The sequence below is a fragment of the Streptomyces sp. 3214.6 genome (assembly GCF_900129855.1).
Lineage (GTDB): Bacteria > Actinomycetota > Actinomycetes > Streptomycetales > Streptomycetaceae > Streptomyces > Streptomyces soliscabiei.
This window is the reverse complement of the sequence record NZ_LT670819.1, coordinates 5,196,258-5,216,704: the sequence shown is the minus strand read 5'-3', so window position 1 is coordinate 5,216,704 and position 20,447 is coordinate 5,196,258. Positions and strand designations below refer to the sequence as shown.

The 20,447-nt window shown below is 71.9% G+C and carries 19 protein-coding genes, 2 tRNA genes and 1 other RNA gene; 6 read left to right on the top strand and 16 right to left on the bottom strand.

Annotated elements, in window-relative coordinates:
• Nucleotides 1–22 precede the first annotated feature (22 nt).
• The 3 genes from B5557_RS23520 to B5557_RS23510 all read left to right on the top strand — a co-directional run bounded on the left by B5557_RS23520 (nt 23) and on the right by B5557_RS23510 (nt 1,991).
• Nucleotides 23–1,273 (top strand): sensor histidine kinase, encoded by a 1,251-nt coding sequence (locus tag B5557_RS23520; protein WP_079661322.1) that lies wholly within the window; start codon nt 23–25, stop codon nt 1,271–1,273.
• Entirely contained in the window at nt 1,270–1,878 is a 609-nt protein-coding gene (locus B5557_RS23515) for a response regulator transcription factor (RefSeq protein ID WP_079661321.1), read from the top strand. Before B5557_RS23520 ends, B5557_RS23515 begins: the two co-directional genes overlap by 4 nt.
• Before the next feature lie 37 nt (nt 1,879–1,915).
• Nucleotides 1,916–1,991 (top strand) — tRNA-Gly (locus B5557_RS23510).
• 95 nt (nt 1,992–2,086) lie between these two features.
• On the opposite strand, the gene B5557_RS23505 is transcribed toward B5557_RS23510, so the two are convergent.
• The 6 genes from B5557_RS23505 to ffs all read right to left on the bottom strand — a co-directional run bounded on the left by B5557_RS23505 (nt 2,087) and on the right by ffs (nt 12,293).
• On the bottom strand, nt 2,087–2,986 hold the full coding sequence (locus B5557_RS23505; protein ID WP_079661320.1) for a phosphoribosylaminoimidazolesuccinocarboxamide synthase: 900 nt from the start codon (nt 2,984–2,986) through the stop codon (nt 2,087–2,089).
• 143 nt (nt 2,987–3,129) lie between these two features.
• Nucleotides 3,130–4,653: a N,N-dimethylformamidase beta subunit family domain-containing protein gene (locus tag B5557_RS23500; RefSeq protein ID WP_079661319.1), complete on the bottom strand. Its 1,524-nt coding sequence runs from the start codon at nt 4,651–4,653 to the stop codon at nt 3,130–3,132.
• 305 nt (nt 4,654–4,958) lie between these two features.
• Entirely contained in the window at nt 4,959–7,949 is a 2,991-nt protein-coding gene (locus tag B5557_RS45305; protein WP_231976468.1) for a hypothetical protein, read from the bottom strand.
• A 359-nt stretch (nt 7,950–8,308) separates the two neighbouring features.
• A complete protein-coding gene (gene purD, locus B5557_RS23485; RefSeq protein WP_079661318.1) occupies nt 8,309–9,562 on the bottom strand; it encodes a phosphoribosylamine--glycine ligase in 1,254 nt (417 codons plus the stop codon).
• Nucleotides 9,563–9,711: 149 nt separating this feature from the next.
• Nucleotides 9,712–12,114 carry a DNA polymerase III subunit gamma and tau gene (locus B5557_RS23480; protein WP_079661317.1) on the bottom strand — a complete coding sequence of 801 codons (2,403 nt, stop codon included), beginning with the start codon at nt 12,112–12,114 and terminating at the stop codon, nt 9,712–9,714.
• Nucleotides 12,115–12,194: 80 nt separating this feature from the next.
• Nucleotides 12,195–12,293, bottom strand: an RNA gene (gene ffs, locus B5557_RS23475) — signal recognition particle sRNA small type.
• Between the two features lie 71 nt (nt 12,294–12,364).
• Here ffs and B5557_RS23470 point away from each other — a divergent pair.
• Nucleotides 12,365–12,452, top strand: a tRNA-Ser gene (locus B5557_RS23470).
• Nucleotides 12,453–12,584: 132 nt separating this feature from the next.
• Nucleotides 12,585–12,893 (top strand): hypothetical protein, encoded by a 309-nt coding sequence (locus tag B5557_RS23465; RefSeq protein WP_143688219.1) that lies wholly within the window; start codon nt 12,585–12,587, stop codon nt 12,891–12,893.
• A 22-nt stretch (nt 12,894–12,915) separates the two neighbouring features.
• On the opposite strand, the gene B5557_RS23460 is transcribed toward B5557_RS23465, so the two are convergent.
• The 10 genes from B5557_RS23460 to B5557_RS23415 form a co-directional block, all read right to left on the bottom strand.
• Nucleotides 12,916–14,145 (bottom strand): tyrosine-type recombinase/integrase, encoded by a 1,230-nt coding sequence (locus B5557_RS23460; RefSeq protein ID WP_079661315.1) that lies wholly within the window; start codon nt 14,143–14,145, stop codon nt 12,916–12,918.
• Between the two features lie 10 nt (nt 14,146–14,155).
• Nucleotides 14,156–14,389, bottom strand: coding sequence for an excisionase family DNA-binding protein (locus B5557_RS23455; RefSeq protein ID WP_079661314.1), 234 nt, complete (start codon nt 14,387–14,389; stop codon nt 14,156–14,158).
• Nucleotides 14,382–15,662 (bottom strand): replication initiator, encoded by a 1,281-nt coding sequence (locus B5557_RS23450; protein ID WP_079664950.1) that lies wholly within the window; start codon nt 15,660–15,662, stop codon nt 14,382–14,384. Before B5557_RS23450 ends, B5557_RS23455 begins: the two co-directional genes overlap by 8 nt.
• A 162-nt stretch (nt 15,663–15,824) precedes the next feature.
• On the bottom strand, nt 15,825–16,076 hold the full coding sequence (locus tag B5557_RS23445; protein WP_079661313.1) for a SpdD protein: 252 nt from the start codon (nt 16,074–16,076) through the stop codon (nt 15,825–15,827).
• Nucleotides 16,077–16,100: 24 nt separating this feature from the next.
• Nucleotides 16,101–16,295 carry a hypothetical protein gene (locus B5557_RS23440; RefSeq protein ID WP_079661312.1) on the bottom strand — a complete coding sequence of 65 codons (195 nt, stop codon included), beginning with the start codon at nt 16,293–16,295 and terminating at the stop codon, nt 16,101–16,103.
• Nucleotides 16,296–16,311: 16 nt separating this feature from the next.
• Nucleotides 16,312–16,503 (bottom strand): mobile element transfer protein, encoded by a 192-nt coding sequence (locus B5557_RS23435; protein ID WP_079661311.1) that lies wholly within the window; start codon nt 16,501–16,503, stop codon nt 16,312–16,314.
• An 11-nt stretch (nt 16,504–16,514) separates the two neighbouring features.
• Nucleotides 16,515–17,144 (bottom strand): DUF2637 domain-containing protein, encoded by a 630-nt coding sequence (locus tag B5557_RS23430; RefSeq protein WP_079661310.1) that lies wholly within the window; start codon nt 17,142–17,144, stop codon nt 16,515–16,517.
• Nucleotides 17,145–17,227: 83 nt separating this feature from the next.
• Nucleotides 17,228–18,607 carry an FtsK/SpoIIIE domain-containing protein gene (locus B5557_RS23425; RefSeq protein ID WP_079661309.1) on the bottom strand — a complete coding sequence of 460 codons (1,380 nt, stop codon included), beginning with the start codon at nt 18,605–18,607 and terminating at the stop codon, nt 17,228–17,230.
• Entirely contained in the window at nt 18,607–18,963 is a 357-nt protein-coding gene (locus B5557_RS23420) for an SCO3933 family regulatory protein (RefSeq protein WP_079661308.1), read from the bottom strand. Before B5557_RS23420 ends, B5557_RS23425 begins: the two co-directional genes overlap by 1 nt.
• A 169-nt stretch (nt 18,964–19,132) precedes the next feature.
• Nucleotides 19,133–19,921 (bottom strand): GntR family transcriptional regulator, encoded by a 789-nt coding sequence (locus B5557_RS23415; protein WP_079661307.1) that lies wholly within the window; start codon nt 19,919–19,921, stop codon nt 19,133–19,135.
• A 109-nt stretch (nt 19,922–20,030) separates the two neighbouring features.
• Between B5557_RS23415 and B5557_RS23410 the strand changes: the two genes are divergently transcribed.
• The gene (locus B5557_RS23410) at nt 20,031–20,438 is read left to right on the top strand and encodes an NUDIX hydrolase (protein ID WP_079661306.1); all 408 of its coding nucleotides are present in this window, start codon (nt 20,031–20,033) and stop codon (nt 20,436–20,438) included.
• The last annotated feature ends 9 nt before the right edge of the window (nt 20,439–20,447 follow it).

The following is a 20,447-nucleotide window of genomic DNA, read 5'->3' as shown; positions in this document are numbered from 1 at the left end:
GGGCCTGAGGGGGCGGGGAACGGTGTTGGGCTGGATACGGGGGTGGCAGCGGCGCCACTGGCGGGAGCGCAGCAAGGCGCAACGGGTCGAGCTGCAGACCTTGATCACCTGGTACGCCACGGTCTGGCTCTTCTCCGCGTCCTGGCTGGCGCTGCCGCTGGTGGGCGGCGTCCACCGCAGGCCCGTGCCGCTGGTCCTCGGCGGGCTGCTGCTGCTCGTGGGCGTCCTGCAGTGCGCGGAGACGAACCGGCTCACCCGGTCGGTGCTCGACCACTACCTGGGCCGCACCGAACTCCCGGCCCGCGCGCTACGTCCCGCCACCGTCCTGCTCGCCCTGGAGCTGGCGCTGATCCTGGCCCTCTCCGGGCAGGGCGGCACCGACCCGGTGGCGATCAGACTGTTCATCGGCGCGGCGCTGCTGCCCTTCGGACTGCTGTACGGGCTCGTCACCCCCGTACGGGTGTTCCTGCGCGGGTCCGCCGTCCTCGCCGTGGTGCTCATGGCCGCGTTCGCCTGGGCCGACCCCGACCCCGCCGGGATCGTGATGGTCGGGGCGCTGACCGCGTTCGGAACGCTCCTCTCGCTGCTGGCCTGCCGCTGCGGCGCCTGGACCCTGTCCGTGCTCTGGGAGGCGGAACGGGCCCGCGAGGTCGAGGCCCGGCTCGCCGTCGCCGAGGAACGACTGCGGTTCGGGCGGGACCTGCACGACGTGCTGGGCCGGAATCTGGCGGTGATCGCCCTGAAGAGCGAGCTGGCCGTGCAGCTGGCCCGGCGCGGACGGCCGGACGCCCTGGAGCAGATGATCGAGGTGCAGCGCATCGCGCAGGAGTCGCAGCGGGAGGTACGCGCTGTTGTACGGGGCTACCGGGAGGCCGACCTCGGCGTCGAACTCGCGGGAGCGCAGGGCGTGTTGACGGCGGCCGGGATCGCGTGCGAGGTGAGCGGGGAGAGCGGCGGGCTGCCCGCCGAGGTGCAGTCCGCGCTCGGCTGGGTGGTGCGGGAGACCACCACCAACGTGCTGCGGCACGGAGACGCCGGGCGTTGCTCGGTGGCGTTGCGCAGGACGGCGGGACATGTGGTGCTGACGGTGGAGAACGACGGCGCCGGGTCCCCCGCCGAAGGCGGCGGCGGGTCGGGACTCGCCGGACTGCGGGAACGGCTGCAGGGGGTCGACGGAACGCTGGAGTCCGGGCTCGTCGGAGCGGGCGTGTTCCGGGTGGTCGCCGAGGTACCGCTGAGCGGAAAGGCTGCTGTGAGAGAGGTCACTTCATGACGGTGCGGGTACTGCTCGCCGATGACGAGCACCTCATCCGGGGCGCCCTGGCCGCGCTGCTCTCCCTGGAGGACGACCTGATGATCGTCGCCGAGGCGGCCACCGGACCGGAGGCGCTGGCGATGGCGCGGGCGCACCGGCCCGACGTGGCCGTGCTGGATCTTCAAATGCCGGGCGCGGACGGTGTGAAGGTCGCCACATCTTTGCGCACCGAACTGCCCGGCTGCCAGACACTGATCGTCACCAGCCACGGCCGGCCGGGACACCTCAAGCGGGCGCTTGCTGCGGGTGTACGCGGGTTCGTCCCGAAGACGGTGAGCGCGCAGCGACTCGCGGAGATCATCCGTACCGTGCACGCCGGGAACCGTTACGTCGACCCGGAGTTGGCGGCCGACGCGATCGCCGCCGGGGACTCGCCGCTGACCTCGCGCGAGACGGAGGTGCTCGAACTCGCCGCCGACGGGGCACCCGTCGCGGAGATCGCCGAGCGGGCCGCGCTGTCGCAGGGGACGGTCCGCAACTATCTGTCGTCGGCCGTGTCCAAGCTCGGGGCGGAGAACCGGCACGCAGCGGTGCGGGTCGCCCGGGAGCGGGGTTGGGTATAGTTGGCCTCGCGCCACGGCACATTCACCACGGCGCAGTGCGGACGTAGCTCAGTTGGTAGAGCGCAACCTTGCCAAGGTTGAGGTCGCGAGTTCGAGCCTCGTCGTCCGCTCCAGCACAAAGGCCCCGGTCATCGACCGGGGCCTTTGTCGTGGCGTCTTCGCCATGGGCTCTTGTCGTGGGCCCTTGTCGGCGGCCCCCGTCGTGCGGTCAGCTCCAGCGGGTGCCCGTCAGGCGCTCGTAGGCCTCGACGTACTTCTCGCGGGTCGCGTCCACGATCTGCTGGGGAAGCGGCGGCGGGGGCTGCTCGCCGGCGCGGTCCCAGCCGGACTCGGCCGAGGTCAGCCAGTCGCGCACGAACTGCTTGTCGTACGAGGGCTGGGCGCGGCCGGGCTGCCACCGGTCGGCGGGCCAGAAGCGGGAGGAGTCCGGGGTGAGGACCTCGTCGGCGATGACCAGGGTCTCGCCCTCGTAGCCGAACTCGAACTTGGTGTCGGCGAGGATGATGCCCCGGTCGCGGGCGATGTCGCGGGCGCGGCCGTAGACGGTGAGGGTCGCCTGGCGGAGCTCGGCGGCGGTGTCGGCGCCGACCTGGCGGGCGACCTCCTCGTAGGACACGTTCTCGTCGTGCTCGCCGACGGCGGCCTTGGTGGCGGGGGTGAAGATCGGCGCGGGCAGTTCGCTGCCGTCGACCAGGCCCTCGGGCAGGGCGAGGCCGCAGACCGTGCGGGACTCCTTGTACTCGGCGAGACCCGAGCCGGTGAGATAGCCGCGGGCCACGCACTCGACTGGGACCATCCGCAGCGACTTGCAGATCAGGGTGCGGCCGGCCCAGTCGGCGGGCGCGCCGGCCGGCAGCTCCGTGCTCAGGACGTGGTTCGGGACCAGGTCGGCGAACTGGTCGAACCACCACAGGGACAGCTGCGTGAGGACGCGGCCCTTGTCGGGGATCTCGGTCGGCAGCACCCAGTCGAAGGCGGACGTGCGGTCGCTGGCCACCATCACGAGATCGCCCGCCTCGTTCTGGTACAGCTCGCGCACCTTGCCGGTGTGCAGATGCACCAGGCCAGGCACCTGAAGAGGCTCGGGCTTTTCTACGAATCCGGACACGGTTCCTCCCCGTGGTTGAAACAAAGGGGTGCCCGCAGGGCTCGAGCAGGGTGGTGGTGGGAGACGGGCGGGCCTAGTGGGTCGATTGTCCCGTACATCGGGATCGACCAAGGACAGCGGGTGGGACGAGCGGCGTACGGGCGTCAGTCGCGTTTGCAGATGCGGTCCAGGAGGTTGGCGGTGGCGCGCTGGACACGGGCGTCCACATGGCCGGGGCGGTCCAGGGCCGGGGACCAGGCGAAGGTTCCGGAAGCGAAGACCAGGGCGCCGGAGGGGGCGCGGTAGAGGGAGGTCTCCTGGTGACGCTGGGCGCCCTCGGTGTCGGTGTACGGGGAGTGAGCGAGGAGGATGCGTTCCTCGTGGGGCGGGAGGGGCGTGCGCGGGAAGTAGCGGTCGGCCTCGCCCGCGACCAGGTCCTCGATACCGTCGCCCTCGCCCGCGCCGGTCGCCTCCCACAGCCAGTGGTTCGCGTTGCGCACGATCAGCGGGTGCGGATCGGGCACCCCGCCCGCGTACTGGATGCCGACCAGCTGCTGCTCGGCGCGGTCGATCTCACGCCACAGGACAGGCTTGCCGGGCCCCTTGCGCTTGCGGCAGGTGAGCAGACGGCCGGGCACGCCGGACGGCGACGCCCCCAACTCCACCTGCCAGTACACGGAGTTCGCGGACAGGAACACCAGAGAGGTGCCGCTGTCGCGGGCCAGTTCCACGGTGCGGCGCATGGGCGTCGACCAGTACTCGTCGTGGCCGGGGAAGACGAGGCCCCGGTAACGGGCGAGGTCGAGGTGACCGGCGTGCAGATCACGGGCGTCGGCGTAGGCGAGGTCGTAGCCGTAGCGCTCGGCCCAGCGGATGAAGTCGTAGGCGTGGCCGACATGGAGGGGGAGGCCGGCGCCCGCGTAGGGCCGGTCGAAGGAGACCGTGGTGGCGGCGTCGGCCTCGCCGAGGAGACGGCCGCTCTCGTCCCAGGCGTGATAGAGGCTGGCGCCGGTGCGACCGTCCTCCGGGTAGAGGTTGTAGGCCTGCCAGGTGACGTCGGGGAGGACCAGGAGCAGGTCGGCGGGGCGGTTGTCGCGGACCGTGAAGGGGACGTGGGAGCGGTAGCCGTCGACGGTGGTGAGGACGGCGACGTACGCGCCGACGTTCCAGTACGACGGCACCTGCAGGCGCCAGGAGAGCCACCAGTGGTGGCAGGAGACCGTGCGGTCCGCGGTCAGGGGCGGGGGCTGGACTATGCCGGAGAGGCGCGGGCTGGTGGTGATCTTGGCTGCGCCGTCGCCGTCGTAGTGGCCTATGCGGTAGATGTCGACGCTGAATTCCTGCGGCGGGTCGACCGTGATGTGGAAGTCGACGGCGTCGCCGGGAGCGACCGCGCCGGTGGAAATGAAGCCCTTGATCTGCCGTCGGACGTCGTCGGCGGAGCGGGGGCCGCCGGCGGCGTCCGCGCCGCGGGGGGCGGGGACGCGGGGTGCCCCGCGGCGGGTGGCGGTGGCGGGGGCGGGGGTCTGGTCCACGTACCAGGGGACGACGTTTCCGGTGTCGTCGAAGTACGTCTCGCTGCCGCGCAGCCACGGGACGGGGCCCTGCCCGAAGGGGTCCGTCACGGCGTGGGCCAGCGCTCCCGACTCCCATCGGCGGATGCGCTCCGGTTCTGGTCCGGGTCCCATGGTGCTCCCCCTCCCTTGTGCCCCCGTGATGGTTCGTGCGTACGTGGCGGCCGTGCGCGTTCGTCGGATGTCGCATGTCCTATGTCGCAAGCCCTTGCCATGGGCGCTATCGGTCCCAGCACATCACATAACGCGCGCAGACAGTCACTATTCATTGCGAATTGGCCGAAAGTGGAATCCGTCGCTCCGATAGGTATTCGGCGGCTGAGGGGTGAGGGCTGGGGGGTGGGGTTGGCGGGTGGCGGTGGCGGCGGGATTCCGGGGGCGGCCCCCGCGTCCGCATCGGTGCCCGCGCCCGAATGCGCTCAGCCGAGCCGTACCGGCTTCTCCGGTCGTATGCCCAGCTCCACGAGCCAGGTGCGCAGGGGGGCCGCGTCGCCGTCCTCGACGAGGCTGAGGATGCGGGGGGTCAGGTCGGCGACGCGCTGGCCGTCGACCAGAAGGGTCGGGCCGTCGAGCCAGTCGAGGCCCGGCGTCGCGCCGAGGGTGTCCATCGCGGCGCAGCAGACCATCGCCGTGACGTGGTCGGCGAGCAGCTCGCGGTCGGTGCGCGGGGGCTGGAGCGGGAACAGGGGGAGCGCGTCGTCGTCCCACAGGGCCATGTCCGGGCCCTGCCCGGGCAACGGGGAGCCGGCCGGAGCGGCCAATGCGGCCACCGCCTCCTCCCGCCCGACCTCGACCCCAAGCCGAGCGGCCAGAGCGGCGCTACGGGGGTTGGGAGGCGGGGGGTCCTCACTGTCGGGGGTGGGGATGGGGTGAGGAGCGGGAGTAGGGGCGTTGGGAGATTCGGCGGAGGCAGACCGGGAGGGCATCCGTCCGGATTCCGGAGCCGAGGGCCTGCCCGGCACCTCGGGCAGCGGCCTCGTGTCCGCTCGGCCGGAACCACCCGCCGACTCGGGTCGGCCAACGGAGCCGAAGCGGTCATCCGGGACTGGTCGGTCAACCGAGCCGGGACGGTTAACCAAGGCGGGGCCGTCCGCCGACGCGGGACGGCCAACCGACGCGGGACGGTCAACCGACGCGGGACGGCCCGCCGGATGGGCCGGGTCCGCCGGATGGGCCGGGTCCGCCGGATGGGCCGGGTCCGCCGGATGGGCCGGGTCCGCCGGATGGGCCGGGTCCGCCGGATGAGGCGCATCCGTCCGGCGGGAACCGCCCGCCGAGTCGGAGCGGTCGGCCGACTCGGGGCGGTCAACCTGCTCAGAGTGGTTCGTCGACTGGAGCTGGTCCTCCGGCCGGGGCGGGTTCGCCGACCGAGGGCGGCCAGCCTGGCGGAGCGGGTCCGTCGGGGCGCCCGGGTCCGTCGGGGCGACCGGGTCCGGGGGAACAACCGTGTCCCTCGGACGCGGAGTGTCCCTCCAGGAGCTTGTGTCCGTCGGGTAACAGGCGTCCGTGGGAGGGGTCGCGCCCAACGGATGGGAGGTGTCCGCGACGTGGGAGTCGTCTGACGGTCGGGAGTCGTCCGGCGGTCGGGAGTCGTCCGGCGGTCGGGAGTCGTCCAGCGGTCGGGAGTCGTCCAGCGGTCGGGAGTCGTCCAGCGGTCGGGAGTCGTCCAGCGGTCGGGAGTCGTCCAGCGGTCGGGAGTCGTCGGCGATCCGAGAGGTACCGGTGACCTGGGAGTTGTCCGGCAGGTGGATCCCGTCCGGCACCTGGACCCCGTCGGGCATATAGGCCCCGTCCGCCGCACGGGGCCCGTCCGCCGTGTGGGACTCGTCCGCCATGCGAGGCCCGTCCACCGCATGGGACCCGTCCACCGCGTGGGACCCGTCCGTCATGCGGGGCGTATCCGCCGCGTGAGTGCCATCCGCCATGCGGGGCCTCTCCGCCGCGTGAGTGCCATCCGCCATGCGCGGCCCATCCGCCGCATTGGGCCCATCCGCGCGGGCACCGTCCACCGCGCGGGCACCGTCCACCGCGCGGGCACCGTCCACCGCACGGGCACCGTCCGCCGTGTGGGGCCCGGTCTCCGGGTTGGGCCCGGTCTCCGGGTTGGGGTGGGGTTGTTGCTGGGGGGTGGTTGTCAGGTGGTCCAAGATGCGGGACAGGGTGGGGCCGTGGGGGTGGGTGACGGGGTCGGGGGTGCGGCGGACGCCAAGGGCGTCCAGGACGCGGTGGAGGCGGGCCGCGTCGGTGCGCCACTTGCGGTCGACGACCTCGTCCGGGTAGTCGTCCCAGGCCACCGGCGACCAGTCCGGGCCGGGGTCCGCGGGCCCGCCGTGGAAGAGGCGGGCGGCGAGCAGCGAGGCCGCCTCGTCGATGGTGCCGGGCTCTTCGAGCAGGTCGCAGGCGGGGCGCTCACCGAGCCGGGAGGCGAAGCCCTCGGCCAGGCGGTCGCGCCGGGACAGCTCGGTGAGGGCGGCGACGACCCCCGCGTCCAGCCGGGAGGGCCAGCGGCCCATCCGCCAGGCGGGCAGCGCCACGCGCGTGAGGAGCCGGTCCCAGCCCGCGTACGCCAGCCCCACCTGCTCCTGGGCGACGATCCGCAGCCCGTAATCCACAGCCTGTGCACGCTCGGCCGCCGCGGCGGCCACGCCCCGCTCCATCTCGCCGGCGTGGACCTGGCAGCCACGCAGCATCAGCCGCGCGACCCAGCCGATGCCCGAGCAGGCCGGCCGCAGGACGGGATAACGGTTGCCCCGGGAGGCGCAGCCGGCCACCGCGGCGTCCAGCCCGCGCACGAAGCGCCGGGCCGCGGCTATGTCGGGGTGCGCGGAGGGTCCCGTACCGGCGACGACGGGGGCGAGGACGGCGCGCAGCTCACCGACGCGCATCCACCACAGGAACGGCGAGCCGATGACGAGGACGGGCGCCGCCGTCGTACGACGGTGGAGGGGGCCGTGGGGACCTCCCGCGCCCGCTATCTCGTCGCCGTCGCGGGGCGGGGGCGGGCCGTGCGCCGGGTGGGTGCGGTCCTCCAGCCAGCTGTCGCAGTCCGGCGTGAGCGCTATCGCGGAGGGCGCCGGGACGTCGAGGCGGTCGGCGAGGTCACGCACCAGCCGGTACAGGTCGGGGGCCGACTCCTCGGCGATCGCGACCGTGGGACTGACGGCGGGCCGGGCCCGGGCCACGACCAGGGCGATGACACCGGCGGCCAGCAGCACGACGACCGCGACGACGACCACGGCCCAGCGTGCGGTGTCCCACCCCTGGCCCACGAGGTGCCCGGTGGAACCGCCCGCGAGCAGGATCACGGCGGCTGCCGCGGGCAGCAGCGCGACGGCGAGTGCCCGGCTGCGGATACGCAGCACGGCGAGCGCCCGGGCACGCGCGGCCTGCGCGCCCACCTCCACACGCATACCGGTCACGACCGGACCTCACCCCCTCCCTGCAGTCCTGTTTCCCCCGGCTGTCTTCGCAGTGCTCACTCCCCCACTGTGGCACCGCCCACTGACATCGCAATGCCGGTGGGCCAAGTGCCGGAACCTGTGCCGGGACGCTTGCGCCGCACCCTAGTTGGCACTCCGGCCCACGTCAGCCGGATAGCTCAGCGCTCACTCGATGGAATGGCTTTGGGGAAAGGTGGATGACGGTGGGCAACGATCAGGCCCCAGGTTTCAGGGCTCCTCCATGCGGAGTTCCCTGAGGCCCGGGGCCTGGGACATACCTACTGAGACGCGCGTCACACGCCCGCCGGTCCGTCCGCTCGGAACACGTGTTACGCGTCCGCAGCCGCCTTCGCGGCGATGTCCGTACGGTGCTGGGAACCGTCGAGGCCGATGCGCGCGACCGCCTTGTACGCGCGCTCGCGGGCCTCGGTGAGGTCGGCACCGGTCGCGGTGACGGACAGCACACGGCCACCGGCGCTGACGACCGTCCCGTCGTCGTCCTTCGTCCCGGCGTGCAGGACGTACGCGTGCGGGGCGTCCTCGGCGGCCACCTCGGCGAGGCCGGTGATCGGGTCGCCGGTGCGCGGGGTGCCGGGGTAGTTGTGCGAGGCGATGACGACGGTGACGGCCGCGTCGTCCCTCCAGCGCAGGGGCGGCAGGTCGGCGAGGTCGCCGGTGGCGGCGGCCTTCAGGACTCCGGCCAGCGGCGTCTTCAGGCGGGCCAGGACGACCTGTGTCTCCGGGTCGCCGAAGCGGGCGTTGAACTCGATGACACGGACACCGCGGCCGGTGATCGCGAGGCCGGCGTAGAGCAGACCGGAGAAGGGGGTGCCCCGGCGGCGCATCTCGTCGACGGTCGGCTGGAGAACGGTCTGAAGGACCTCCTCCACCAGCTTCGGGTCGGCCCAGGGCAGCGGCGAGTAGGCGCCCATGCCGCCCGTGTTCGGGCCCTCGTCGCCGTCGAGCGCGCGCTTGAAGTCCTGGGCGGGCTGCAGCGGGACGACGCTCTCGCCGTCGGTGATCGCGAAGAGGGAGACCTCCGGGCCGTCGAGGAACTCCTCGATGACGACTCGCTCGCACGCGGCGGCGTGCGCCGCGGCGGCCTCCAGGTCGTCGGTGACGACGACGCCCTTGCCGGCGGCGAGACCGTCGTCCTTGACGACGTACGGCGCGCCGAAGGCGTCGAGGGCCTCGGCGACCTCCTCGGGGGTCGTGCAGACGTAGGAGCGGGCGGTCGGCACACCGGCCCCGGCCATCACGTCCTTGGCGAACGCCTTGGAGCCCTCCAGCTGAGCGGCCTCCTTCGAGGGGCCGAACACCGGGATGCCCGCCTCGCGCACGGCGTCGGCGACCCCGGCCACCAGGGGCGCCTCCGGGCCTACGACGACCAGCTCGGCGCCGAGCTCGACGGCCAGCGCGGACACGGCCTCGCCGTCCAGGGCGTCGACCTGGTGCAGCTCGGCGACCTCGGCGATGCCGGCGTTGCCGGGGGCGCAGTGCAGCGCGGTGACGGCGGGGTCGAGGGACAGTGAGCGGCACAGGGCGTGTTCGCGGGCGCCGCTGCCGATGACGAGGACGTTCACGGGGTCAGCCTAACCGGCCGGGGCCGGGGCGTTTGTGCGGGCTTCCGAAGGCCGGGGCGCGACGGCACTGTGCGTTCCTACGAACAACCCGTCGTGCTCTCCGCCTCGCGCGTCTCTCCGCGCCCGCGCATTTCTTCGCGCTCTTCGCGCTATTCGTTGGTGAACTCCTCCACCACCGTCGCTCCCAGCTCCCGGACGATCAGTTCGTAGCCGGAGAGGGCCGACTCGTTGAGGTCCGGGTCGTCGTCCTCAGGGGTGTCGTCCTCGGGAGCCACCGGCTCGGGGGCGGGGGCCGCGGGGGCGGGCGCCGAAGCGGGCGCCTGCTGGGCGGTGGCGGCGGGAGCGGTCGGTGCCTGTGCCTGCGCGTGTGCCTGGGCTTGGGGTGCTGCCGTGTTCATGGCCGACGGGGCCGATGGGGCGGACGTACCGCCACCGCCGTAGCCGCCGGAACTGCCGTAACCACCGGCGTTGCCGGGACTGCCGTAGCCGCCCGAAGCGCCGCCGACACCGCCACCGGCGCCACTGCCTCCGCCGCCGAAACCGCCGGTCGGCGGGGGCGCCGAGCCGCCGGACGGGTCGACTACCGCGTCGATCTTCCACTGGACGCTGAACTGCTCGGCCAGCGCCTGTCGCAGCACATCCTCGCTGCCGCTGCTCGCGAAGTTGTCGCGGGCGCCGGCGCTGGCGAAGCCGAGCTGAAGGGTCGCGCCGTCGAAACCGGCGACGTGCGCGTTCTGGCTGAGCAGGATCCAGGTGAAGCGCCGACGGTTCTTGACCGCCTCCAGGATGTTCGGCCAGAGCATGCGGGGGTCGAGGCCGCCGGACGGAGGCGCATACGCGGCAGCGGGCCCGGGCCCGGGGGCGGACGCGGGCGCGGGGGGCGCCGTCGGGGCGGAGACCGGGGGTCCGGCGGGGGCGGGTGTCTGCGGGCGTCCACCACCACCCGCGGGGGCGGCCGTCGGCCAGCCGCCGGGACGACGGCCACTGCCCGCCGCGGTGGGGGTGGGCCAGGCGCCGGGGGCGGGCTGGACGGGAGGCTCGTCGACGGGAGGGGCGGCAGGAGCGGGAGCGGGCATGGGAGTGGGAGCGGGCGTCGGGGTGGCCGCAGGCGCGGCGGCCGGGGGCTGGATCGGCGCGGGCCCGGCGGCGGCAGGCGCAGCCGCCTGCCCCGGAGCCTGCCCCTGCCCCTGCCCCGGTCCTGGCCCGGGCCCCTGCCCTCGTACCGCCGCGCGGGCCGCCGCGGCCCCGCTGCCGGGCGGGATGGACGCGCCCTCGCCCATGGCGGAGCCGCCGTGTGCCTCGGGGCCGGGCACGTACCCCATGGCAGGCATGGCGGGGGCCATCGTGGGGGCGCCCTGCATACCCATACCGCCACCGCCGCCCGGCGAGAAGTTCACGCCGCGCTCGATGCGGTCGAGGCGGGCCATGACGGACCGCTCGTCTCCATAGGCGGCGGGCAGCATCACGCGCGCGCAGATCAGTTCGAGCTGGAGGCGGGGCGACGTGGCGCCGCGCATCTCGGTGAGGCCCTCGTTGACCAGGTCGGCGGCACGGCTGAGCTCGGCGGCACCGAAGACGCCGGCCTGGGCCTGCATGCGCTCGATGACGTCCGCCGGGGCGTCGATCAGCCCCTTGTCCGCCGCATCCGGAACGGCGGCGAGGATCACGAGGTCGCGCAGCCGCTCCAGCAGGTCGGCGACGAAGCGGCGCGGGTCGTTGCCCCCCTCGATGATCCGGTCGACGACCTCGAAGGCGGCGGCGCCGTCACCGGTGGCGAAGGCCTCCACGACGGAGTCGAGCAGGGAGCCCTCGGTGTAGCCGAGCAGGGAGGTGGCCATGGCGTATGTCACACCCGCGTCGCCCGCACCGGCGAGGAGCTGGTCCATCACGGACATGGAGTCACGCACGGATCCCGCGCCGGAACGCACGACGAGCGGCAGGACGCCGTCCTCGATGGGAATGCCTTCCTTCTGGCACACCTCGCCGAGGTACTCCCGCAGCGTGCCCGGCGGCACGAGCCGGAACGGGTAGTGGTGGGTCCGTGACCGGATGGTGCCGATGACCTTCTCGGGCTCCGTGGTCGCGAAGATGAACTTCAGATGCTCCGGGGGCTCCTCGACGACCTTGAGGAGCGCGTTGAAACCGGCCGACGTGACCATGTGGGCCTCGTCGATGATGTAGATCTTGTAGCGGCTTCCGGCGGGCCCGAAGAAGGCCTTCTCCCGCAGGTCACGGGCGTCGTCCACACCACCGTGGGAGGCGGCGTCGATCTCGATGACGTCGATGGAGCCGGGCCCGTTGCGCGCGAGGTCACGGCAGGACTGGCACTCCCCGCACGGAGTCGGCGTGGGCCCCTGCTCGCAGTTCAGACACCTGGCCAGGATGCGCGCGCTGGTGGTCTTCCCGCACCCACGCGGCCCGCTGAACAGGTACGCGTGATTGACCCGGTTGTTCCGCAGCGCCTGCTGCAGCGGGTCGGTGACATGCTCCTGCCCAATGACCTCGGCGAACGACTCCGGGCGATAGCGGCGGTACAGCGCGAGAGACGACACGCATACGAGGTTATAGGCGACCACTGACATCGGGCCCCACGCACGATCCCGGGGCCCCCTGGGCATCGCCGAGCCGGTGAAACGCAAGCGCCCCCCACGCACCCGCCAGAGCCAACCTACCCTTGCTGCCTTCCGGCCCTGGGGGAGTTCAGTCAGATAGCGCCGCGTGAGGGGCTTCGCACAGGCTACAGGATCTGAGCGGGGGGAACGAGTTCGCGAGCACTCCTCAACGTCTTGTATTGTTTGCGGCGGAGGATTCGCCTAGAGGCCTAGGGCGCACGCTTGGAAAGCGTGTTGGGGGCAACCCCTCACGAGTTCGAATCTCGTATCCTCCGCCAGTGCCTCACCGGGCACGATGTCGAAGGGGCCCGCTGTTCGCAGCGGGCCCCTTCGACGTTGTCCGTCTCACTTTCCGTCTCAGTTCGCCGATCCGGTGACATCCGATTCAGCCGCCTGCGATGCTGCTCGTCATGCTCATGATCGCCACTACATCGGCCGCAGCCTCGTCCGACCCGACAGCAGTCCTGATTCTCCTCGCAGCCCTGGGGGCCGCAGCCGTCTACATCGGAGCGAGGTGGGCGTTCAACCTGCGCGGTGCCGTTGACACAACGCTGGCGCGCCGACGAGCCGCTCTGGAGCTGAGGGGCCAGCGCACTGGCAATCTGAGCCTCGCGGACACCGAGAGCCTCAGCCCTGGATTCTTCAAGCTCATTGGCAGTGTCATAGCCGTGGCAGGACTTGCCTTGCTTGCACTGAGCCTGATCCTCGCGACCAGCTGAGTCGGCCCCCCCCCCCAGGGCGTCAGACGTCACCCCAGAGCGCGTCGCCAACCTGGTGCGCGACCTTGCGAAGCATGGTCCCGGTCACGTGCATGTACCGGGCGCGCATCCGGGCGGCTCCCCCAGGCTCCCAACCCATGATCGAGTCGATCACGACGTCCGGGACGCCAAGGATCAGGAGGACGGTCGCGGCGGTGTGGCGAGCGTCATGGAGACGGCCGTCCCGTACGCCAGCGTCCCGGAGAAGCCTCTTCCAGACATGGAAGTCGGTGTTGGGGCTCAGCGGTCCGCCGATCGGCGAGGCGAAGACGTACCCCTTGCCCTCCCAGTCAGCACCCGCCGCGATCCGCTCCCGCTCCTGGGCTTCCTGGTGCTGGCGCAGAATCTTGATCAGCGGATCGGGCAGGCCGATGGTGCGCCGTCCGGCTCGGGACTTGGTGGACTTGTGCTCGCGACGGGTCTGCTCCTTCTTGGGGCAGTAGCCAGCCTTCCTACCGCACGGATTGGCACCGCAGCCGTGCGCGTACTTCGGGCGGAGCCGGTTCTTACGGATGCGGACGTACCCCGGGTCGAGGTCGACGTCTTCCCAGTGCAGGCCGAGCGCCTCACCCTGACGGAGGCCGAGCGCCAGGGCGACGACCCAGCGCGCGCTGTTGCGGAGCTTGGCCGCCTCGACGAGGAGGCTCTGCACCTCTTCGATCGTGTACGGCTCGATGTCCTCCTCTTCGAGGCGAGGAGCCTTGGCGATCTCGGCCGCATTGGTGGCGACGTGGCCGCGCCGGACGGCTTCACCGAGGGCGACCCGGATCGTCCGGTGGGCGTGGTGGGCGGTGCCGGCCGAGCTCCCGGACGCCTGCATCTTCCCGTAGAAGCGCTCAAGGTGCTCAGGCTCCAGACGGTCGAGCTTGTGGGCGCCCAAGCCGGGGACGAGGTGAACGCGGACGTCGACCTCGTACCCGTCGTACGTGTTCTCGGAGACGTACGGCTTGGCGATGTTCTCGACCCAGTGCTCAAGCCAGGCTTGGAGTGTCCAGCTCTGCCCCGGCTTCCTGAGCTTCTTGTCGTCCCGGGCCCGCTCCATCTCGCGGACTGCCTTGGTCACCTCGGCCTTGGTCTTGCGCTCGATGTGGCGGCGGTCTGGCTTGCCGTCATCGCGGACGCCGACGGTCACACGACCGTGCCACTTGCCGTCCTTGCCGAGGTAGATCGAGGAGGCACCGTTGGGCTGTCGGCTGCGGTTCTTCTCTGCCATGTCGTCTCCCTCAGGCCGCGTGGGCGGGTCGGTGGCGCAGCTTGGCCACGTAGGCGGGCAGTGCGTCGGCGGGGACTCGACGGAGCCGCCCGACGGTGACGGACTCGATCTCTCCGGCCAGGACGAGCCGGAAGCACGTCGTGCGGCCGATGCGGAGCCGCCGGGCCGCTTCCTCGACGGTCAAGAGGACGAAGGACGGGTCGAAGGGTCCCAGCAGGGTGACAGTGGCTTGCGGCTCAGCCATGAGTGGGCTCTCCTTCCGTTCCGGGGGCGGGTTCGAGGGATGCGGCGAGCCAGGCTTCGGCGTCGGAGAGGCCGGTTCCGGCGAAGACCCAATGCGCGAGCACGTACGTCGTCTCGGGGGTGGGTTCGTTCGCTGCTGCCTGTGCTCGTCGCCATTCGGCTCGGGCGGTGCGGAGCGCGCCGAGGGTGGTGGAGTAGCGGCGGGACTTGGTGGAGAAGTGGCCGCGGAAGCCGAGCATGTGGGCCCAGGCCCGCAGGCGGAGGTGTTCGAGGTCCTTGCGTGCGCCGAGCGCCCAGGCGGTTCGGATCAGGCGGCGGGCGTGCTCGCTGATGTCGAGCTGGGCGAGTTCGGCGACGAACTTGAGCGGGCGGTCGAGAGCTCCCGTGGCGGTCTCTGCGCCCTTGGTGGCGTACTTGGCGATGTAGGCGGCGACGGCGCGTTCGGTGAGCTCCTGGCCGTCGTTGAAGTCGGCGGATCGGATGGTGCGGACGTCGAGTTGGCGGCCGAAGGCGAAGGTGTGGGCGCGGCCGTCGATGGTGGGTCCGTCGACGTGGACCTTGGCAGCGGCAGCGCCGATGGCGTCGGTGAGCAGCTCGGCGGTGGCCCACGTCGGGGGCGGGGTGTCGCCGCCGCCGGGGCCGTCGATGCGTATGACGGCGTGGAAGTGGACCGCGCCGCGCTTCTGGTACTCGGCGACCTTGGCGAAGGAGACGCGGGCGTGGTCGCGGAGATCCCGCTGTGACAGTCCGGCGCGCTTGCCGACCTCCCGGCGCAGGTACGTAGAGAAGCGGCGCCAGAGCGGGCCTGCGTGTGCGTTCCACAGGACAGCGGCTTCGTAGTCGTAGGTGTCCGGGTTGAGCGGGGTGCCGAGCGCTTCGTCCTCCTGGTCGTGCCGGACGCCGCAGCGGCAGGGGCGTCCGTCGGTGCGGCGGTTGTGGACCGGGCCGAAGCCGGGGGCGGTGAAGGTGGCGAAGACGCGGGGGTGGGTGGCGACGTGTTCGGGGGTGCCCTTGCCGCCGCGCAGTCCGGCGGTGATCAGTTGGAAGGTGTCGCGGCGGTAGACCTCGGAGCAGGCCGGGCAGCGGGTCGTGCGTCGGTTGTTGCAGCGGACGAGGAGTTGGCCGGCCGGGAGGTCGCCCGAGTCGAGGTGGTGGAGGATGCGGCCGATCTCGCCGGTGGCGGTGTCGACGTCGTATTCGGTGCGGTGGCCGTCGAGGCGGATGGGGTGGGTGCAGCCGCCGAGCCCGGAGAGCTGGCGGAGGATACCGGGCAGGGTGCCGCCTGCGGCGAGGTTGCTGAGTTCCGGGAGTGGGGGCGGGGTGTTGCTGGTGAAGATGGCGGTGCTCCTTCTGACGGGCACTTCGGGAGGGGTGGGCCGCCGGGGCGGCGGATGCGTGGCTGTGTCGCGCCGCCCCGGAGGTCTGGCCGCAGCAGGTCAGCGGCGGTGGTGTTCGCCGAGCAGGGAGCGCAGGACCACGGCGGCGACGGCGACCGAGATGGCCGTGACGGCGACGGCGGCCAGCAGCGCGGTGAGGACGACTCCGCCGACGAGCACGGCCGCGACGGTCTTCTGATCGAGGGAGATCGACGGGAGCGAGCGCCGCATCGGGACGGGGGCCGGGTCGGTCGGGGCGTGGGTGTGTGCGGGCGGCGGGGTGGGGTTGTCCGGGTACTTGGGCAGGAACATGGCCGAGATCTCCTGTCTACTCGTCTAGATGTGTTGGCCGTTTATGACGGTGACTCCGGAGCGCGTGCCGGACTCGATGGCCGGGGCAAGGAAGGTGTGCGAGAGCCAGAAACCGAACAGGGCAATCAGCACGACGATCCAGGTCCGGACGCCGAGGTACTTGACGGCCGCCCAGGCGAAGAAGCCGAGGACGACGACGAGCGGCAGGCTGACGGTCACGGGGTACGGGGTCCTTTCAGCGGACGGGGCAGCGGTGGGTACGGGCGGCCAGCTCGGCGGCGGCGCGGCTGTCGTAGTCGGCGGAGAAGTTGCAGCGCGGGGCGGTGCAGGCGGCGGTGTGCTTCTCGCGGCCCCGGTGGTCGTAGGCGGTGCCGACCTGCACGGGGCCGATGCGGGTGACGTTGCGGAAGCGGCGGTTCGCGGACATCGGACTTCCTCTCAGAGGTGGGCGGCGATGGCGTCGGCCATGGGTGCCGGGACGCCGAGGCGGGCGCGCAAGGTCGGGGTGTCGATCGGGGCGCCAGTGCGGGTGTGGTGCTGGGCGGCGACCTTGCGGGCGTGGTCGATGAGGGCGGCCGGGACGGGGACGGCGGGTTGTTCCGGTGGTGCCTCGATGGCAGGTCGGCCGGGCGGGTCGGGTGTGGGTTCGGGGTGTTCGGGTTCGTCCTCCTGGTCCTCGGTCGTCTCGACGGCCGTGGCCGCCTTTGCGGGCGAGTGGGCGAGGAGGGTGCCGCCGAGGAAGGCGACGGCGGGCCAGCCCGCGACGAGGATGCGCAGCCAGGCCGGGACGTCGGCAAGGTCGAGGAGGCCGGCCGTGGCGACGTTCGCGCCGAGGGAGGCGGCGAGCGCGATGACGAACCAGCACCAGGCCGCACCCTTGGACGACCCGGAGCGCAGTCGACGCCAGGCGGCGACGAGCAGCAGGTCTACGGAGACGGGGTAGGCCCAGGCTTTCCAGCCGTCCTGTCCGGCCGCCACGGCGACGTCGTGAATGTGGGCGAAGGACAGCGCGGCGGCGATGAGCGCCTGTACGAGCACCGCGTCTACCCGGGCCAGTTGGGCGCGCATGAGGGCGTCTCCTTCCGGGTTCAGGCATGGGAGGGGTATGGACGTGGCGCGAGACGGTCACGCCGACCGGGGCGGGAGCGGGCTCAGTCCGTGACGGGGCGCGGCTGGACGACAGGCCTCGGCTGCTCGACGGGCGGCGGTACGGGCACGTAGGGCCGGAAGGGCTTCAGCGCGGGCAGGTCCGGCACCAGGTGGGCCGTCTCCCGGCAGGCGTCAGCGGCGTCGCCGAGGGAGAGGTAGGGGGTGCGGATGCGGGACCAGCCGCCGGAGGTGTCGCCCGCGACCGCGAGGCCGGGGCGCTCTGCGGGGATGGCGCAGGCGGCGAGGACGGCTTCCGGCGCGATGTCGCCCAGAGCCATCTTCGCGGAGGCCTCATCGTTGACGCGGTGGCAGACCCGGCCGGTGAGCTGGGCCCGGAGCATGGTCGCGCCCTTGCCGAGTTCGGCCCCGAAGCGCTGCCCGCAGACTTCGAGGTAGATGCCGGCCGCGCGGCCGAGTTGGGCGAGGCGGATGAGCTGGGTGACCATCTCGTCGCGGCGTTCCTCGTCCTTGCGGGTGGCGGTGAGGAAGAGTTCGGCCACCTCGTCGACGAACAGGACGACGGGCACGGGTCGTTCGCTCTCGGGCAGCCCCCAGATGTCGGAGGTGATCTCTTCGTCGGGGGTGCTGGGGGCGATGCCCTGCCGGGCTTTGATCAGGTCGTATCTATCCTCCATTTCCTTGACCAGGACGGGCAGGAGCTCTGCGGCTTCGTCCGGGTCGGTGGCGAGTGCCGAGAGGCGCGAGGCGAACGGAGCTAGCTCGACCCCGCGCTTGCAGTCGACGCCGACGAGAGCGACGTCGTGACGGGCGAGTCCGGTGACCAGGTGCCGCAGGTACATGGACTTGCCCGACAGCGTTGCGCCGAGCGTGAGTTGGTGGGGAACGGCCCGGTAGTCGCGTACGAAGGGCATAGCGTCCTCCCTCAGCGCGACCGGCACCTTGAGGAACCCGCCGTCGAGCTTGCGCGGCATCCGCACCTTGCGCAGGACGTCGAAGCCGACCAGCCGCAGTTCGACGACGCCCGGCTTGACGGTAGTGACGTAGACGGCGTGGACGCCCCAGGCGTGCCTCAGCCGTTCGGCCGAGGCGGCGACGTCGGCGGGTTCCTGTCCCGGGGCGAGGCGGAGACGGAGCCGTAAGCCGGTCGAGGTGGGCCGGATGATGCCCCGGCGAGGCGGGACGGGCCGCACCTCCCGCCGGGTCGTGGCCTTGACGGCGAGGATGCTCAGCCGGGACGGCGCGACGGTCAGGCCGCAGGCTTCCATGACCGAGGCGTACGAGCTGAGCAGCCGGACGGTGGATATCGGCCCGCCGACGGCGGACCAGTACAGGGCCGGGTGGTTGGCCCGGGTGTAGGCGGCCCCACCGCCGAGCACGGCGACAGGACCACCCACCTCCAGAAGCGTCGCGAGATCGGACATCAGGCCGAGGCCCCCATGGCGGCCGGGAACGCGGCCGGGGTGACGGCGGCGGCACGGAAGGCGATGCCGTGACGCTGCTGCCCGTTGAACACCGACTCCCACGGCCGGGCGACGAGCCCCGGCAGCGAGACCGGCGCACCGAGGTTCAGCCCCTCCGAGACACCGCCCTCAGGGACGGTGACCTTGATCAGCGAGGACTCCCCGTCCTCGATGTAGACGACGCCGATGGTCATCAGCGCCTCACCGCTGACGGCGTCCTTGGCGATCTCGCCGGTCTGCCGGTCGCGGACCTTCGGCTCGGGAGCCTCCGTCAGGAGGATCGTCGCGGCGGAGGTCTCCACACGGATGGTGCGCACAGTTGCGTTCCTATCTACTCGTCTATACAAGATGCGATCTGCGAACCCGATTTCGCGGGCTCACGACGATCACTCTGACACACAACTTGCCCACTCGTCTATACGAGTAAGCGTGTTGGGGTGTACGAGTTGGAGGAAGCGTCCCCGCGCACCACCGCCCATCACCGGCTCACGTGGCCGGGAGCTGGTACGACAGGACGTAGGCGTCCGCCGCCATGACCGTGTCGCAGACCTCCACGGGTCGCCCTTCGGTGTCGAACGCGGTCCGGATCAGGTGGATCACGGGTACGCCGGCCGCCAGTCGCAGCGTGCGCACCTCGTCGGGCGAAGGCATCCGCGCGCGGATCTCCTCCTCGAAGTGGTCGAGGCGGTGGCCCAGCTCTTCGAGACGGGCGTAGATGCCGCCGGGACCGGGGTTGGGCTCGGCGATCTGAGTGCCGCGGGCGATGTCGAGCGGCAGGTAGGAGGTGGCGAACTCGACCGGTCGGCCGTCGAGGAGATAGCGGCGCCGACGTGCGAGCACCCGCCGCACGGACCCGAGCCGCGTGGAGATGTCCTGACTGGCCTTCTCCTCCTTGACCTCAAGGCTGTCGACCTGTGGATGGCTCCCGACGGTGTCCGCCTCGACGATGAACGCCGACTTCCCCTGCTCACGGTGGCGACGGGCGAACCGGTCGGAGGCGAGCCGTCGCACGGGCGGACGCGGCCGGACGAAGACGCCCTTGCCGTGCTCGGCGTGGACCAGGCCCTCCCCCTGGAGGATGGAGAAGGAGTTCCTGACCGTCATCCGGGAGACCCCGTAGTGGTCGACGAGCTCAGCTTCCGAGGGCAGCTTCTCGCCCTCCCGGAATCGCCCACGGTCGATGGCGTCCCGCAGCTGGTCGGCGATCTGCCGGAAGACCGCACGATCACTCGTGGGGTCGAGATCACCGAGCAGGCCCGAAGAAAGAGGGCTCACGTGTGTACTCCTTTAGGTATCTAGACGAGTGGGCGAGTGTTGTTGCTACGGTGGAGAGCCTAGCCATCCGAGAGGGCCGAGGAACGTGAGCACAGAACGCCCGCACTCCGTGAGCGTGGCCGGGGTCGTCGTCGACAACCGGGGCCGAGCCCTCCTGATCCAGCGCCGAGACAACAGTCACTGGGAACCGCCGGGCGGCATCCTCGAACGCGAGGAAACCGTTCCTGAAGCCCTTCAGCGCGAAGTCCTCGAAGAGACCGGCATCAAGATCGCGCTCCCCGCGACCCTCACCGGCGTCTACAAGAACATGACGGGCCTGATCGTCTCGCTGGTCTTCCGCTGCGAGGCGGCCGACGGCACGCCTACCACCGGCGACGAGACCCGCGCACTGCGCTGGGTGACCCGTGAAGAAGTCTCCGAACTCGCCGACGAGGCGTACGCGATCCGCGTCATAGACGCACTCGACGCGGCGTCCCCGCCGGCCATCCGCGCCCACGACGGCGTGAAACTCGTCTAGCCCGAACCC